This window comes from Cellulomonas soli, assembly GCF_013409305.1.
Classification (GTDB): domain Bacteria; phylum Actinomycetota; class Actinomycetes; order Actinomycetales; family Cellulomonadaceae; genus Cellulomonas; species Cellulomonas soli.
Window position 1 is genome coordinate 810,296 of the sequence record NZ_JACBZJ010000001.1, and the last position, 16,498, is coordinate 826,793.

Annotated in this window: 10 protein-coding genes and 3 tRNA genes; 3 read left to right on the top strand and 10 right to left on the bottom strand. The window is 74.8% G+C overall.

The genetic code is table 11. The features are described from left to right. Entirely contained in the window at positions 1-1,365 is a 1,365-nt protein-coding gene (locus BKA22_RS03645; protein WP_146951498.1) for an MFS transporter, read from the bottom strand. Between the two features lie 88 nt (positions 1,366-1,453). After that, on the bottom strand, positions 1,454-2,905 hold the full coding sequence (locus tag BKA22_RS03650) for an MFS transporter (RefSeq protein WP_223203409.1): 1,452 nt from the start codon (positions 2,903-2,905) through the stop codon (positions 1,454-1,456). Between the two features lie 205 nt (positions 2,906-3,110). Here BKA22_RS03650 and BKA22_RS03655 point away from each other — a divergent pair, with 205 nt between their 5' ends. Continuing rightward, positions 3,111-4,172 (top strand): LacI family DNA-binding transcriptional regulator, encoded by a 1,062-nt coding sequence (locus tag BKA22_RS03655; protein WP_223203415.1) that lies wholly within the window; start codon positions 3,111-3,113, stop codon positions 4,170-4,172. A gap of 83 nt (positions 4,173-4,255) precedes the next feature. Here the strand turns inward: BKA22_RS03655 and BKA22_RS03660 are convergent, their stop codons facing one another. The 5 genes from BKA22_RS03660 to BKA22_RS03680 form a co-directional block, all read right to left on the bottom strand. Beyond that, positions 4,256-4,693 (bottom strand): MaoC family dehydratase, encoded by a 438-nt coding sequence (locus BKA22_RS03660; RefSeq protein WP_146951501.1) that lies wholly within the window; start codon positions 4,691-4,693, stop codon positions 4,256-4,258. After that, entirely contained in the window at positions 4,690-5,142 is a 453-nt protein-coding gene (locus BKA22_RS03665) for an FAS1-like dehydratase domain-containing protein (protein ID WP_146951502.1), read from the bottom strand. Before BKA22_RS03665 ends, BKA22_RS03660 begins: the two co-directional genes overlap by 4 nt. A 33-nt stretch (positions 5,143-5,175) precedes the next feature. After that, positions 5,176-5,346: a 50S ribosomal protein L33 gene (gene rpmG, locus BKA22_RS03670; RefSeq protein WP_146951503.1), complete on the bottom strand. Its 171-nt coding sequence runs from the start codon at positions 5,344-5,346 to the stop codon at positions 5,176-5,178. Between the two features lie 79 nt (positions 5,347-5,425). Beyond that, positions 5,426-5,502: transfer RNA gene (locus BKA22_RS03675), tRNA-Met, on the bottom strand. Positions 5,503-5,553: 51 nt separating this feature from the next. After that, positions 5,554-5,626, bottom strand: a tRNA-Thr gene (locus tag BKA22_RS03680). A gap of 273 nt (positions 5,627-5,899) precedes the next feature. Between BKA22_RS03680 and BKA22_RS03685 the strand changes: the two genes are divergently transcribed. After that, on the top strand, positions 5,900-6,343 hold the full coding sequence (locus BKA22_RS03685; RefSeq protein WP_146951504.1) for a hypothetical protein: 444 nt from the start codon (positions 5,900-5,902) through the stop codon (positions 6,341-6,343). 51 nt (positions 6,344-6,394) lie between these two features. Here BKA22_RS03685 and BKA22_RS03690 read toward each other — a convergent pair. Further along, positions 6,395-6,476, bottom strand: a tRNA-Tyr gene (locus BKA22_RS03690). 189 nt (positions 6,477-6,665) lie between these two features. On the opposite strand from BKA22_RS03690, the gene BKA22_RS03695 reads away from it, so the two are divergent. Further along, positions 6,666-7,163, top strand: coding sequence for a YajQ family cyclic di-GMP-binding protein (locus BKA22_RS03695; RefSeq protein ID WP_146951505.1), 498 nt, complete (start codon positions 6,666-6,668; stop codon positions 7,161-7,163). A gap of 87 nt (positions 7,164-7,250) precedes the next feature. On the opposite strand, the gene BKA22_RS03700 is transcribed toward BKA22_RS03695, so the two are convergent. After that, positions 7,251-14,987: a DUF5979 domain-containing protein gene (locus BKA22_RS03700; RefSeq protein WP_179561626.1), complete on the bottom strand. Its 7,737-nt coding sequence runs from the start codon at positions 14,985-14,987 to the stop codon at positions 7,251-7,253. Between the two features lie 232 nt (positions 14,988-15,219). Further along, positions 15,220-16,491: a LuxR family transcriptional regulator gene (locus BKA22_RS20255; RefSeq protein WP_146951507.1), complete on the bottom strand. Its 1,272-nt coding sequence runs from the start codon at positions 16,489-16,491 to the stop codon at positions 15,220-15,222. Between the last annotated feature and the right edge of the window lie 7 nt (positions 16,492-16,498).

A 16,498-nucleotide genomic window follows, 5' to 3' on the forward strand; every position in this document is an offset into this window, starting at 1 on the left:
CTAACCGGCCTCGGGTGCCGGGTCGGGGCGTCGCAGGGGCGCCGCGGCGTTCGTCACGAGCAGCCCCAGCACGATCGGCACCGCGATGGCCAGCAGCGCGTTGCGGTACCCGATCTTGTCCGCGAGCAGGCCGAGCAGCGGCGGGCCGGCCAGGAACGCGGAGTAGCCGATCGTCGAGACCACCGACACCCGGGCAGCCGCACGCAGGGGGTCGTCCGCCGCGGCGCTCATGCCGACCGGGAACCCGAGTGCCGCACCCGCACCCCACAGCACGACGCCGACGAGCGCGACCCACAGCGGGCCGACGAGGCAGAACACCAGCAGCCCGACGAGCGCGAGCCCGGCCGTCAGGCGCAGCACGGTGACCCGCCCGAAGCGGTCGAGCAGCACCGTGCCGAACAGGCGCATGGCCGTCATCGCGGTGACGAACACACCGAAGCCGATCGCGCCGACGGCGTGCGAGGTGCCGAAGCCGTCGACCACGGCCAGGCTCACCCAGTCGTTGGCAGCGCCCTCGGTGAGCGCCGCGGCCAGCACCACGAGGCCGATCAGCAGGGTGCGCGACTCGCGCCAGGCCGCCAGGGCACCCCGTGCACCCCGCGGCGCGGCCGTCGAGGGGTCCGCGGACGTGTCGGTGCCCTCGGCCGCGACCCCCGCGCCCGACGCCGCGTGCTCGTCGCCTGCGGGCAGGAAGGCGCGCACGGCGAGGAACACCCCGATCGTGGACAGCGTCACCGCGACGGGCAGGTGCACGACCACGGGCACGTGCGCGGCCGCGACCAGGGCGGCGATGCCGGCCGCCGCCATCGTGCCGAACGAGAAGCCGGCGTGGTACCTCGGCATGACGGTCCGACCGAGGCGCTGCTCGACGGCGGCGCCCTCGAGGTTCATCGCGGCGTCCCAGACCCCTGTGCCGACGCCGAAGAGCCCCAGGCCGAGCGCGACCACGGCCACCTGGTCGACCGCCACCCCGACGGAGGCGACGACGAGACCGCCGGCGTTGAGCACCGCGAACGACATGACCGTGCGCCGCGCACCCAGCCGTTCGACGACGAGTCCGGACAGCGGCAGCGCGAGCAGCGACCCCACGGACGCGACGAGCAGCAGCAGGCCCATCTTCTGCGGCGAGAAGCCGAGGCCGTCGCGGATGGCGGGCATGCGCGAGGCCCAGCTGGCGAAGTTGAAGCCGTTGAGCACGAAGACGACGAACACGGCCGTCGACGCGTGGCGCACGGCACGGCCGACGGCTTCGGGGGCGACGCGCGGTGCGCTCGTCCCGCTCGTGGGGTCGGCCGGCGGGCCGTCCAGGTGTGTCGGCGTCGGTCCCGGGCTCGTGCGGGCGTCGGGGTCGCGGGGAGTCGTCATCGTCCCTCCGGGGTGGGGATGGTCGGGGTCGGGGTCGCGCGGCAGGTCACGGGCCCGGGAGGCCCGGCCGCGTCCGATCCGTGCGGGCTCAGGGTCGCACCGCGCCGGCGGGTTCGAGCGGTTCCGGCGCGCGGTGCCGCTCGGCGGACCGCACACCGACCGGCTCCTGTCCGTCCGGTGCCGACGGGACGGCGACCGCGTCGGACCGCGCAGCCGGTGCCGGGCCGGCGACCCGTCCGGAGAAGACCACGCTGGCCACCATGGCGGCCGTGATGAGCAGCAGGGAGTGGCGTGCGCCCGTCGCCTCGGCGGCGAGCCCGAGCAGCGGTGGGGCGGCGATCGACGCGACCGAGGCGAAGGAGGACACCACGGCGACGCGCCCGGCGGCCCGCACCGGGTCGTCCGAGGCGGCCGCGATGCCGATGGGCACGGCGAGCGCCGCGCCGAACCCCCAGGCGGCCACGCCGATGCCGGCCAGCGCGAAGGACGGGGCGAGACCGAACAGCAGCAGCCCGGCGATCGACACGAGCCCCGAGGTGCGCAGCACGACGACGCGACCGAACCGGTCGATGAGCCGGGTGCCGAGCAGCCGCACGAGGGTCATCGCCCCGACGAACACGCCGAGGACGACCCCGCCGACGGCCTCGGGCTTGTCGAACCCGTCGACGACGGCGAGCGAGAGCCAGTCGTTGGCGGCGCCCTCGGACAGCGAGGCGGCCATGATGACGACCCCGATGAGCAAGGTCCGCGGCTCGCGCCAGGCGCCGAGAGCGGTGCCGATCCGCCGCCCGGTGGGGCGCCGCTCCGTGGTCGGCGCCGGGCCCGCCTGGGGGTCACGCACGACGTCCTCGACGGGCACGGCGCGCGAGGCGTCACCGGGCGCGTCGGCCAGGACCACGCCGCGCAGCGCCGAGAACCGCCAGAGGACGAACACCGCGGCGACAGTGCCGAACTGCAGCTGCACGGGCACGCCCGCGTGCGAGGCCACGGCCCCGAGCGACGAGCCGAGCACGGCGCCGATGGAGAACATCGCGTGGAACTGCGGGAGGACGGTGCGACCCATGGCCCGCTCGATGCGTGCGGCCTCCACGTTGAGCGGGACGTTGCCCAGCGGCATCGAGCAGCCCTGCAGGAAGACGCCGACGGCGAGCAGCGGCAACGATCCGACGGCCGGTCCGACACCCATGAGCACGTACCCGACCGCGAACACGATCGTCGACGACGCGAGCCCCGCCCGGCTGCCGTACCGGGTGACGACCACGCCGGCGAACGTCACGCACAGGAGGGCGCCGACCGAACCGATCAGCAGGATGACGCCGAGGTCTCCGGTGGACAGGTCGAGCAGGTCCCGGATCGTCGGGATGCGCGCGAGCCAGCTGGACACGGCGACGCCGAGCAGGCCGAACAGCCCGAGCAGCAGCACGCGCGCGCGCTGCACGGTCGGGTCGACGCCGGCGCGCGCGGCGCGCGAGACGCGCGGCGGGCGTGCCGGACGGACCGGTCCGGCACCGGGGCTCCCGGGGCGGGAGGGCAGGCTCACGAAGGCTCCACGAACGGTCGGGCAGCCCGCCACGTCCGGGGACGCACGGGCGACGGGCGAGAGAGATCGAATCGATTCGAGGCCGCGTCGCGCGAGGTATCGAATCGATTTGAGGATTCCGACCATTCTGCGGGTACGCTGGCCGCTGCGTCAACCACGTCCGCCGCGACCCGCAGGACGCCGCAGACCGACCGGAGGTGGCCCCCTGTCGAGCCAGCGCCCGACCCTCGCCGACGTCGCCGCCGCCGCCGGCGTCTCCGTCTCGACGGCGTCCCTCGCGTTCTCCGGCGCGGGCCCCATCGCGGCCGCGACGCGGCAGCGGGTGCTCGACGCCGCGACCGCGCTCGACTACGCGGGCCCGAACCCGCTCGGCCGCCAGCTGCGGCGCGGACGCTCCGGCATCGTCGGCGTGGTCGTCGGCGACGCGCTGCGGCGATCCTTCCGCGACCCGGTCTCCGTCCAGGTGCTCGACGGCCTGGTCGGCACCCTCGGCGCGCTCGACCTCGGGGTGCTGCTCATCCCCAACTCCTGCGACGCCGGCGCACCGGCCGTCGACCCGCTCCTCGAGTCCGCCGCGATGGACGTCGCCGTCCTGCTGTGGGGCGGCACGACCGATGCCGAGGTGCTCGGCGCGCTGCGCCGCCGCGGCGTGCCCACCGTGCTCGTCGAGGGCAGCCGCACCGCGGACGTCCCCGTCGTCGGCATCGACGACCGCGGGGGCATGGCCCGCCTCGCGAGGCACCTCACCGATCTCGGGCACCGACGGATCAGCGTCGTCACGCTGCCGTTCTCCCGCGAGCGGCACGAAGGACTCGTCGACGAGGCCGACCGGCACGAACCCGCCTGGGTCATCACCGGCCGCCGGCTGGCCGGCGTCCTGGACGCCGGGGTCGTGCCGCACTCCGTCTGGGAGACGCCCGCCTCGCTCGTCGAGCACGGCGCAGTCGCCGGCCGAGCCCTGCTGACCGCCCCGGAGCCCCCGACCGCGATCCTGTGCCAGTCCGACCTGCTGGCCTCCGGCGTGGTGCTGGCCGCCCGCGAGCTGGGCCTGCGCGTGCCGCAGGACGTGTCGGTGGCGGGGTTCGACGGGCTCGACCTGCCCTGGCTGGCCCCCGACGTGCTGACCTCGGTCGTCCAGCCGCTGGCCGAGAAGGGCGCCGCCGCCGGGCACGCCGTCGAGGCCCTGCTCGCCGGTGAGCAGCCCGCCAACGTCGAGCTGCCCGTCACGCTGCGCATCGGCACCACCACGGGCCCAGCCCCGGCCTGACCGGCTCCCGCTGCGTTCCGACCGGCGACCACTCCGAGCGCCGACCGGCTCCGGCCGCCACCACGAGGGCGATGCCCGGGGGATCAACCGAGCCGGACGACCGCCTGGGCCTTGCCGAGCACGCGCGTCCCGTCGACGGAGACCGTCAGGTCGATCCGTGCGGTCCGGGCCTCGAGGTCCAGCGCTCCGACCGTCGCGACGACGTCGACGGCGACCTCGCCCGGGTCTGGCACGGGCACGGGGCGCGTGAAGCGCACCTGGTAGTCGAGCACCGCACCCGGGTCGCCCAGCCAGTCGGTCACGACCGTGACGGCCGCGCCCATCGTCCACATGCCGTGCGCGATCACACCGGGCAGGCCGACCGAGGTGGCCACGCGTTCGTTCCAGTGGATCGGGTTGAAGTCGCCGCTCGCCCCGGCGTAGCGGACGAGCCTGGCCCGGTCGACGGTGACCTGGCCGGAGACGACCTGCTGACCGACGCTGAGGTCGGTCGCCGCTGGAAGGCCGGGACGGTCGCTCATGCGGCGTCCTCCGGTCGGACCGCGAGCGTCGAGACGACCGTGGCGACCGCCTCACCGGCCTCGGTGGCGATCTCGGCCCGCGTGGTGATCATGGCCAGACCCGCGCGCTCGACGATCTGGTCGACGTGCAGCACCGTGACAAGACGATCGCCCGCGTGGATGGGCCGGTGGTGCGTGAACCGCTCGTCGGCGTGCACGACCCGACTGAAGTCGATCCCGGCGGCCGGGTCCTCGAACAGCTGGGCCTCGGCCCGCTGCGCGATGACGACCGCGAAGGTCGCCGGCGCGATGACGTCCGGGTACCCGAGGGACCGTGCCGCCTCGGGGTCCGTGTGCGCCGGGTGCGTGGACCCGACGGCGGACGCGAACTCGCGGAGCTTCTCGCGGGCGACCTCGTAGACGGCGTTCGCGGGGTACTCACGCCCCGCGTAGCCGGTGTCGACGCCCATGCGATCAGCCCTGACTGCTGCCCGAGGGCAGGGTCAGCGGGTCTCGCGGTGGATGGTGTGGCGGTTCTCGCGCGGGCAGAACTTCTTCATCTCGAGACGGTCGGGGTCGTTCCGACGGTTCTTCTTCGTGATGTAGTTCCGCTCCTTGCACTCCGTGCACGCGAGCGTGATCTTCGGACGGACGTCCGAGCTCTTGCTGGCCATGGTCTTGCCACCTCTCGCACCGCACGGTGCTTACGATCTCGTCGACGCGCGCCGGCCGACGCGCGGTGTGTTCCTTGAGTGGTAGCGGGAGCGGGACTCGAACCCGCGACACCACGATTATGAGCCGTGTGCTCTAACCACCTGAGCTACCCCGCCACGGGTGCCTCACGGGCCAAGGCCTACGCCTTGACCCGTGACACACCACAGAGCCCCGAAAGGGAATCGAACCCTTGACCTTCTCCTTACCATGGAGACGCTCTGCCGACTGAGCTATCGGGGCAGCGCGTGCAAGGTTACACGGGCCAGGGCGTCACGGCGAAATCGGCCCCCGGACGGCCCTCAGAGAGCCTCTCGAGCGCCTCCCGAGGGCCGCCGGACGCCCTCCCGGCAGTCGTCCGACAGCCCCGCCTAAGCGTTTCGCCCCTGCCCTGCGCGGCCCCGCGGTGCCAGCATCCCCGCCATGCAGCAGCAGCCTGACCGACACTCCTTCCCGTCTCGCCCGCCTCGCCCGCCCCGCCCCTGGGCAGCACGCCTCGTGGGTACAGCGCGCGTCGTGGGCCCTGCGCGGCCCGTCCGCGGGATCCTCGCCGCCGTCGGCGTCCTGGCGGCGCTGGCCGGCACGGCCGGCTGCTCCCCGGACGACGGCGCAGCGGCCGATGCCGCACCCACCGGGCTGTCCTGGCCGACGGCCGTCGACCCGGCGAGCACCGACGGCACGCTGTGGGTCGTGTGGACCGACGTCGCCCAGGACGCGACCGTGGCCGGGGCCGAGCTCGCGGACACCGTCGAGGACCTGGACGCGCTCGGCTACAGGACGAGCCCGTGGGAGCCGACCTGCCAGGAGAGCGCCCAGGAGGCCCTGGGTGGCCTGACGGGCTACGAGGCCCCCGTGGGGGTCGGGCTGGCGTTCAGCTCGGCTCAGGACGCCGGCGCGTTCGACACGCTGTGCGAGGGGACGACCGTGACGGTCACCGAGGGCGCGTACACCTGCGGCTGACCCCGAGGACGAGAAGACCCCCGGACCGTCGAGGTCCGGGGGTCTTGTCCGTGGCGGGTGAGGGATTCGAACCCCCGTAGGCGTTGCCAGCTGATTTACAGTCAGCCCCCTTTGGCCACTCGGGTAACCCGCCAGGGTGCGTGCCGCCCGGCGCCGAGGTGGCTGACCACCGCGACCGCGCGAGCAACGTGCGGGTGGAAGGATAGCAACTTCCGGGGGCTGCTCGTGCATCGACCCCCGCACGTGGACCACCCCGACCGGGGTCGGACCCGCGGCTGCACACGGACGAGCCCGGCGCGAGGCCGGGCGGCAAGGAGAGAACATGGCGAGCGAGTCCTCGTTCGACGTCGTCAGCAAGGTCGACCGTCAGGAGGTCGACAACGCGCTCAACCAGGCCGCCAAGGAGATCGCCCAGCGGTACGACTTCAAGGGTGTCGGCGCGTCGATCACGTGGAGCGGCGAGAAGGTCCTCATGGTGGCCAACTCCTCCGAGCGCGTGCTCGCGGTGCTCGACGTGTTCCAGTCCAAGCTCATCAAGCGCGGCATCTCGCTGAAGTCCCTCGACACCGGCGACGACGAGCCGAAGCCGTCGGGCAAGGAGTACCGGCTCGAGGGCCTCATCAAGGAGGGCCTGAGCACCGAGGTCGCCAAGAAGCTCGCCAAGATCGTCCGCGACGAGGGCCCCAAGGGCGTCAAGACGCAGATCCAGGGCGAGGAGCTGCGGGTCAGCGCGAAGAGCCGCGACGACCTGCAGGCGGCCATCGCGCTGCTCAAGGGCGCCGACGTCGACGCGGCGCTGCAGTTCGTCAACTACCGCTGACGACGACCGCCGACGACCGGCAGGGGCCCCGCGCTCGGCAAGCGCAGGGCCCCTGGTCAGGTGGCCGACGAGGTCGACGGTGGTGCGTCAGTGCCTCAGCGGTGCCGCCCGACGTCGCGCGCGCAGCGCCAGCGCACCGGTGAGGACCAGCCCGACCGCCAGCGCGGCGAGCAGACCGACCCGCTCGGGTCCGGTCAGGGCGAGCACCTCGACGACGACCGTGGCCGAGCCGGTCGCCGACCGTTCGGTCCGCGTCGTGCCGTCGGGGTCGGACCACAGCACCTCGGCGACGTTGCGCACGGTGCCGCGCGCGGTCGCCACGGTGCTGACGACCACGCCCGGGGCGGTGTCCGCCCGACCGAGCCAGCCGTCGAGCGTGCACTCGACCACACCCCCGCTGCCGTCCGCCGCGCGGCCGGTGACCACGCACGACCATGCGACCGCGCTGCTGCCCGGGGTCGACGCCGGTTCCACCGAGACGACCCGCAGGCCCGCAGGGACCTCGTCGCGCAGCACGGCCCGGTTCGTGGCGCCGAAGCCGTGGTTCGTGACCGTCAGGGTCCAGTCGACGGGTCCGCCCGGACGGACCACGGTCGTCGAGGCCGACTTCTCGACGCCCAGGTCCGGCGTGCGGGCGACCGCGCAGTCGATCGTGGCGGGCGGGTAGGCCTGTGCGAGCGTGAGCGTGGGGTTCACCCGGATGGTGACCAGCGCCCCGGCGCGCAGCGCCGCCTCCGGCAACGAAGGATCGAGGACCTGGTCCTCCCACGTCGGGGTCTCCCCCGCGCGGACCTCGCGCCAGCCGGGCCACGCGATGCCGACGCCTGCGGCGTCGACCTGAGCCCCCGGCCACAGGACCGAGCCCGTCAGGGCGCCGCCGGCCCGGATCGTGTCGACGTGCACCGCGGGACCGTCGGGCACCTGGTCGCCGTCGGCGTCGGCGTACCAGGTCAGCGTCACGGGCAGCGTCGAGGTGTCGACGTCGTGGGCGTCGATCGTGTAGTCGAGCCACGGCGCATCGGCCCGGCAGACGGACGTGAGCGTCGCCTCGACCCAGCGCACCCGCACGGTCGCGTCGTCGGTGTCGGACCGCTCGGTCGGCACCGGGTCCGGTGAGCCCGTGTCGGTCCAGCGGACCGTGGCGGTGTTGACGACCTGGTCCACCGCGATGCCGTCGGGCACCCGTGCGTGCACGGTCACCGTCGGTGCGGTCGTGCCCGCCGCGAGCAAGGCGCCGGACGGGTACGCGCACGACACCGTCTCGCCGACCGTCGGGTTGGTCGGGTCCGTCAGGTCGACCGTGCACGACCACGGGGCCGGTGCGTCCACGCCCGTGACCTCGAGCTCGGCGGGCACCGGGTCGACGAGCCGCACGTCCGACGTCGCCGCCGGTCCCGTGTTCTGCACGACCAGCGTGTAGTCGACCGTGTCGCCGCCCTGCACGTCGCTCGCGTCGGCGTCCTTGGTCAGCTCGAGCACCGAGAACGCGTTCTCGACCACGACCAGGTTGTCCCCGGCCGCGAGCGCGAGGTCGCCGTGGCCGTTCTGCACGACCCCGTCGACCCGGTACCCGATCGTGGCGCCGCGCGCCGCGGTCTCGGTGACCCGGCAGTCCGCGCCGACCGGCAGGCCCGTCACGGTGCGGCTCTCGCCGTCGGCCAGGGTGAACGCCGAGTCCTCGGGCGCGAGCGCCAGGTCGAGCCCGTCGAGCGTGCAGCCGAGCTCCATCGAGAACTGCGCCGCGGCCAGGCCGCCGGTCGCCCCGCCGGCCGCCTTGCTCACCGTCAGGTCCGTCGACTCGTACACGTTGGTCACGGTGACCTGGTTGTCCGCCGCCGACTCCCCCGCGAGGACCTCGACCGGGGCGGACTCGCCCGCGACCGGGCCGGCCGGGTCGAAGGTCGTGCTGCTCGCACCCTGCGGGTCGGGCTCGGTCACCACACAGGTCGCGCCCGCGGGCACGTGCGCGACCTGACCGGTCCACCCGCCCGCGTCCGTCAGGGTCACCCGACCGGCGTCGGGCAGCGTCACGGTCGTGCGCGGCCCGGCGGGATCGGTCGGATCGGTCGGCACCGTGCAGGCGACCTGCAGGTCCACCGACCCCGCGCCGACCGCGTAGGCGGTGTCGTCCTGGACGACCTTGCGCACGCCCACCACGCCCTCGGCGAGCTGCACGCCCGCCTTGCGCGGCTGCGAGGTGTACGTCGCGTCCGACGTGCCCCGGAAGCCGAACGTGTTCCACGCGAGCAGGCCCTGCCAGTCGTCCGCGTGCAGGTCGTGCGGGGCCTGCATCGTCCACGCGACCCGCACGGTCTGACCCGCGGGGAACGTGCCGTCGGCGGTACCCGAGAAGTCCAGCAGGTAGGCGAAGCCGGTGACCGTCGTCGGGTCGAGCGGCGGGGCGGCGGACCAGGTGGCGTCCGGACCCGAGGGGTAGCTCACGGCCGGATCAGCCACGGTCGTGTACAGGACGGTCAGGGCGGTGCCGGTCGGCGCGGCGTCGAGCACCGGCGTCGTCCCGTCCCACGTCGGACGCCAGTCGGTGTACCGGTCCAGGCCGGTCACCTCGCCGACGTCGCCGCGCGCGGGCAGCACGTCGACCAGCACCAGCGACGTGCCCGGCACGTTGCCCGACGTCACCGCGGTCCTCCAGCGCATCAGACCGCCGGGCTGGACGGTGGCCGCGCACGGATAGGCCACGTAGCCGTCGGCGTCGGCCGCGCAGGTGGACCCCGCGTGCCCGGCACGCGTGTCGCTCGCACCCAGGTCCACGGGCCAGGCACGCACGTCCTTGCGGGACGTGAACGCCCCCGAGCTCGCGACGGTGAGGGGGACCGTCAGTCGGCAGGTGGCGTCCGCGGTGTCGTAGCCGCGCGTGCCGGTCCCCGCGCTGGAGCACGTCGCGTCGAGAACGGCACGCGTCGAGGACGCCGAGCCGAACGCCACGGTGTTGCTCGTCGCACCCAGCGCGCTCGAGCGCACGACGAGCGGCAGGGTCACCCGGACGCTCTGCCCCGGCAGCAGCACCGCGCCCGGCTCCCAGCGCACCATCACCGCGTGCGCGGGCACGAGCACCCCGTCGATCATGGTCGGGGCGGCCGAGTCGTTGTAGCGCAGCGCCTGCGGCGCACCCAGCAGGTCCGCGCCGCCGCCGGTCAGCTGCACCGACCACGGCGAGCCACCGGTCCCGGCGACCAGGCCGGTCTCGGTCGTGTCCAGACGCAGCACCTGACCCGAGCCGTCGACGGGGAGCACGTCCATCAGGACGGGATCGACCAGGTCGGCCGTGCCCGTGTGCGTCGCACCGAGCGTGAAGGACACGGTCGCGCCGGGCAGCACCTGCCCGGTCGGGGTCTTCGTCACCTGGACCGCGACCGTGCCGGCGCGCACCACGAGCGTGTCGGAGGCCGTGCGGACCGCCGAGGGCAGCCCGTCGCCGTCGGCCCGCCCGGTGACCGTGTCCGAGACCAGACCGACCGCGCTCGCGCCCGGGTTGGCGACGGTGTCGTCCATCGTCGAGGGCGTGCCACCCGTCGCGGACGGCGCGCCGCCCGAACGCAACGTGTCGCGCAGCACCGCGGCCAGCGTCACGCGCGCGACCTGCCCGGGCGTGGCCAGCTCGTCGCCGAGGAACACCACGCGCACGCCGACGACGTCGGCCCACGCGGTCCCGGCGGGCAGCGGGAGCGCGCCGGTCGCCGCGGCGGTCGGGATGCCCGTCGTCCAGGTCCCGCCCGTGACCGTCAGGTCCGTGCCCGAGGCTGTGAACGTGGCCCCCGTCAGCACGTCGAGCCGGACCTGGGTGGCACCGGTGGGCAGCTGCGTGATCGTCGCGCCCGTGAGGTCGGTCGCGTCGTAGAACGCGGCGGACGCGTGCTCGGCCGGCTGGGCGCCCGTCACGGCGTCGGCCGCCGGCATCACGGCCGCGTCGGTCAGCGTGATCGCGGTCGCCGGGGAGTTGCCCACGTTCTGCACGCTCAGGCGCACGTCGAACGGCTGGTCGGCCGCGATGTCACGGTCGACGGTCGCCCGGGAGATGTCCTTGGTCACCAGCACGTCCAGGGACGGCGCGCTCACCGTCAGGAAGTCGGTCGCGGTGGCGGTGGCCGGCTGGGGCACGCACGGGTCGACGTCCTCCATCCGTGAGCCGGTCGCGGTCGAGTCCTCGCACACGCGGGTGTCGGTCGCGGTGGCGAGCGCCTCGTTGCTCACCGGCGACCCAGCGGCGGTGACCGTCACGGGGTCACCCGTGCCACGCACGGTCGGCCGCAGACGCGTGTCGAGGGTCAGCCGACCGGTCGCACCGGGCGCGATCCGTCCGACGAACTCGACCTGCACCTGCACGGCGTCCGCGAGCAGCGCGGTCCGCTGCGCACCGGTCAGGCCGGCCCAGCCGACGTCGACCAGACCGCTGCCCGTGTCGAGCCGGACGACCGTGCGTGCCGGGTCCGCGCCCGTGGGGGCCGTCGTGCTCAGCGCGGTGATCGTGAACGTGTCGAACGGGTTCGTGCCGGAGGCGCCGAGGGCCGAGGGCTCGGTCAGGACGAGGGTGTCCACGGCGGCGTCGGGGGTCGCGTTCGTTGCGGTGAGGCTCGCCGTCGCGTGCGGGTAGTCGTCCTCGGGCGTCCCGGCGGTCGGCAGCGCGAGGTCGTGGGGCGACTGGCCGTAGGCGTCGGCACGCAGCCACGACTTGGTGGCGGTCACCGCCAGGGCCATCGGCAGGATCGTCACGGTGCGCTCGGCGGCCGGGTTGCCCGCGGTGCCGGCACCGAGCGGGTTCATCGACGCCGCGTCGGCGCCGCCACGGACGAGGCCGTCGTTGACGACCTGGCCGACGCACCCGTCGAGCGGCGGCGTCGTGCTCGCGCCCGTGCCGCACGCGTTGTAGGTGCGCGCGTCGTTGACCGGCAGGTCGGCGTCCGAGCGCAGCACGTCACGCAGCTGCACCTGCAGCCGGATCCCCCGGGCGGTGTCGCCCGCGGGCGTCGCGGCCACACCGGGACCGGTCGGCGCGAGCGCGGCACGCCAGTCCCCTGCGGCCACCAGGGCGTCGAGCACCGCGGCGCGCTCACCGGCCGGCCGCGGGGCGTAGACGAGACGGACCGCCCACGCGTCGTCGCGGTCCTGGGCGGTGAGCGTCACGCCGGGGAACGCGCCCGCGCACGGTGCGACCAGGGTGCACGGGCTGTTGGCGAGGGCTCGCCACTGCGTGCCGTCCCACAGCTCGACGCCGACGACCCGGTCGAAGACGAGGTACGGGTCCCAGGCGGCGCTGCCGGACGCCGCCTGGCCCGACGTGATCGGCAGGACGCGCTCGAGGTCGAAGGCGTCGAAGAAGGCGTCCGTGCCGTCGACCCCGGTGCCGTCGGCGTGCGCGAGGTCGCTCACGTCGACCCGGGCGAGGTCGTCCGCACCGTTGGTGCTCCACGCCAGGCCCAACGTGAGCTGACCGGCGGAGCCCGTGGCACCCTCGGTGACCAGACGGTCGGCGTCCTTGGTCAGCGGGGCGGCGCCGCCCGGGCCGGCGGCGAGACCCGTGACGTCGTCGCAGGCCGCGGCGGACGTGCCCGAGGCGGACGGGTGCCCGGCGAGCTCCGCCGTGGCCACCGCGCAGTTGGTCAGGGTCGTCCCGCCGGCGAACGCGGCAGCCGCCCGCACGGCGAACGTCACGTGGGCGCGCACCGTGGCGCCGTCGGTGAACCCGCCCGGGCGGTCGACCAGCACCCGCACGCCCGTGACTGTCCCGGTGACGGCTGCGTCGGTCAGCGCGTCGGCGAGCGCGAACCCGACCGTGGCCGGCCCGGCCTGGGTGCGCACGGTCTGCCAGGAGCCGTCGGCGAGCACCTGGACGGTGAGCGTGTCGCCTGCGGCGACCGGGGTGGCCACCAGCGCGGTCGGCTCGAAGGTGTCCCACCACGCCTGCGACGTGGCATCGGCCAGGCGCTGCTCGGTCAGGACGAGCGTCGTCGGACGGGCGTTCGCACCGCTCGCGCCACCGACCCGGGCCGTGGCCGCGAGCACCGCGGTCGTCGTGGTGCCGGGGGCGGTCGAGATCGTGGAGGACGTCAGCCGCTTCGATGCGGTGACGGCGAGCGTCGGGGCGACGAGCGTGACGGTCGAGCACGCGGGGGTGCTCGGGGCGGACGTGGTGCCCGCGGCGGACGTGGTGGCGGCCACGCAGTTCACGGGGGCGGGGTGGGTGCCGTCGGTGACGTGCGCGGTCGGCCCCGCGACGACGCGGTACGGGACACGGGCGACGGCCCCGACGGCGATCGCGCCGTCGAAGGAGATCTGCAGCCCGGTGACCTCGCTCCAGGCGGTCAGCCCGAGGTCGGCCGCCGACGGCAGCGTGCCGGCCACGGCCGTGGTCGCGGACGCCGGGCCGCCTGCCGTGGTGACGAGGACCGTCGCGGCCGTCGCCCCGCTCGGCCACACGACGCCGGACCCGGCCTCGTCCGTGCCGAGACCGGCGAGCTGGACGCCGTCGGCGACGAACATGCCGGAGGAGCCGGTGGCCGGGTCGACGAGCGTCAGCGTCGCGGCGGGCACGTTCGAGGTGTTCGTGCCCGTCACGGTCACCGTCGACGTGCCGCCGGCCAGCGGCAGGGTCGCGGGGCTGAACGTCGACTTGGTGGCCGTGGCCGCCAGGTGCGCGGGCACGAGGACGAACGAGGCCGAGGCGGTCGCTGCCGGTGAGGTGTAGGTCGTCCCGTCGACCTGGCCGGCGGCGACGACGGCCAGCGTGTTGGTGACCGTGCCCTCGACCGCGCCGCCCGAGCGGGCGGTGCCACGCTGCACGGTGCCGAGCGTGACGGCACCGGACGCCCCGGTGGGCATCGCCCCGAGGAACTCGATCTCCAGCCCGGTGACGTCGGCCGCGTCCACGCCGCCGGGCAGGCCGGCCAGCAGGTCGGTCCCGGCGCTCACCGCGCCGCGTGCGACGGTGCCCAGGTCGTACGGGGTGCCGCCGGCGTGGGCCGTCAGGTGCAGGTCGCTCGACCCGTCGGGCCAGGTGACGTCCGCACCGGTGAGCGTCGCCAGGTCGAGCAGGTCGAACGCGCTGCCGGTCGGGACGGTCGTGGGGGCGGCCGGTTCGCGCAGCGTGAGGGACGAGGCCGAGAAGTTGGCCGCGTTGCCGCCGGTGAGCGTCACACGCTTGGCTGCCCCGGGCTGCACGAGCTCGTCGACCGGCGCCGGGCCGGGTCCACCGACGGCCGCCGCCCAGGTCTTGGCCGCGGTGGCCAGCGGCGTGGGGACGACCTGCAGGGTCACGTCCGCCGAGCTGGTGACGGTGGCCCGGTTGCTCGCCGTCATCGTGGCGGTGTTCGTCACGGTGAGGTCGCCGTCCGCCGCGTCCCGGTCGGCGAAGGTCGCGTACACGCGCAACGAGCCCGTGGACCCCTCGGCCAGGCCGACGGCACCGACCGGGTGCGGGTCGCCGAGCGCCTTGGTGAACGTCACCGTGACGGTGCGCCCGCTCGTCTGCACCGTCGCCGGGATGCTCGCCGAGAGCGGGTCGACGGAGACGAGCTCGAGCCCGGCCGGCAGCGTGTCGGTCAGGACCGCGTCCTGGCAGCTGTCGACGTTGGAGAAGCAGTCGAAGGACAGCAGGAACGAGAACGTCTCGTCGGCATCCACGACCGCCGACGAGGCGGTCTTCGTCAGGTGCATGTCGCTCCAGCCCGGGTCGCCGTCCGCGGCGAGGGCAGGGACCGCCCCGGCGAGCACCGAGGTCGCCGCGAGGGCGAGCGAGGCGATCGTCGCCGTCAGCCGCGCGCGCGGGCGACGGGCACGACGGGGCGAGGAGGAGGCCGGACGAGGCACGCGGTGATCCCTGCTGCAGGAACGGTCACGCCACCCGAGAACGGGCGAGCGGGGAGGTCGTGCACAAGTCACCCAGCCCGCCCACAGCCGGACAGGGTGAGACCGAGGTGATTCGCGGGGTGAACTGGACATTCATCCAGGACGTTCGCCCTGGTTCGTCGCATTCGCCGCCCGCGAGCGGGTCTCCGGGCACCGCGGCGGCGCCCCGGGCCACTGCCCCGGACAGGGGTGCTCAGTCGCGGAGCAGACCGCTCCGGTAGGCGGCCACGACCGCGTCGTCGCGGTTGTGCACGCCGAGCTTGCGGTAGAGCGAGCGCACCTGCGTCTTGACGGTGTTCGGCGACACGAACAGGCGCGCCGCGACCACGTCGAGCGACGGCGTCGAGGCCAGCTCGCCCAGCACCGCCCGCTCCCGCTCGGTGAGCTCGACGACCGTCAGGGTCGTCGGCATCGCCTCGCCGACGACGCCGAGGACCGGCTCCTCGAGCACCTCCCGCAGCAGCCCGACGGCGTGCCACGTGGGCCCGCCAGGAACAGGTGCCCCGGCCGCGACGTGCCGCAGCTCGGCCAGCGGCACGTGGGCGAAGGGCTGCAGGAGCCCTTGGGCGTGCGCAAGCTCCGCCGCCCGCGTGGCCGCGACCGCTGCGTCCGTGCCCTGCCCGAGCCGCTGCTCGGCGACCGCCTCGACGAGCAGCGCCTGCACGCGGTGCCGGGTGCTCGTGGACACCGCCCCCACCCGGACGGCATGCGTGCGGGCAGCCACGACGTCACCGATGAGCAGGTCCACACGGGCGCGCCGTACCCGCAGCAGGAGGGACAGCCCCTGCTGCTCGTCGAGCACCGCGCGCGCCCGGTTCCCGTCCCCCAGCGCCGCGAGCAGGTCGACGCGGGCACCCAGGAGCAGGTCCGGGACGAACGCGCCGGGCCGGCACGTCGAGGCGTGCGCGGCCACCGCCGCGTCGAGCGCGTGCAGCGCCGCGGTGCGGTCTCCGCGCAGGACCGCGAGCTCGCAGCGCGCGTACGCGACGAACCCCCACAGCTCGTCCCGCAGGACCGGGTCCCCGATCCATGCCAGCCCGGACAGGGCCGTGCCGGCGGCCTCGAGGTCGAGCCTGCCGAGGGCGACGAGCGCCCGCGCGACGACTGCGCCGGTTCCCGACACCTCCTCGAGACCCTCCGCAGGTGTCGCACCGTCGAGCTGGTCGAGCCAGTGCTGCGCGACGACCAGGTCGCCCTGCAGCGCGTGCGCGAGCGCGAGATGGCCGCAGGCGGCACGGAGCACGGGCTCGACCCCGGAGAGTCGGGCGACGCGCGCCGCGGCCCGCAGATCCTCGACCGCACGGACGAGCTCGCCACGCAGCAGCAGCTGGACACCCCGGTGCAGCCGGGCATGCGCGGACAGGTCACCACCGACAGCGCCATCGACCCGGCCGTCGACCACACCGTCGACCACACCGTCAGCTACGCCGTCGAAGGCGTCGACCAGCTCGCGTGTGGGGTCCACCGGTGCC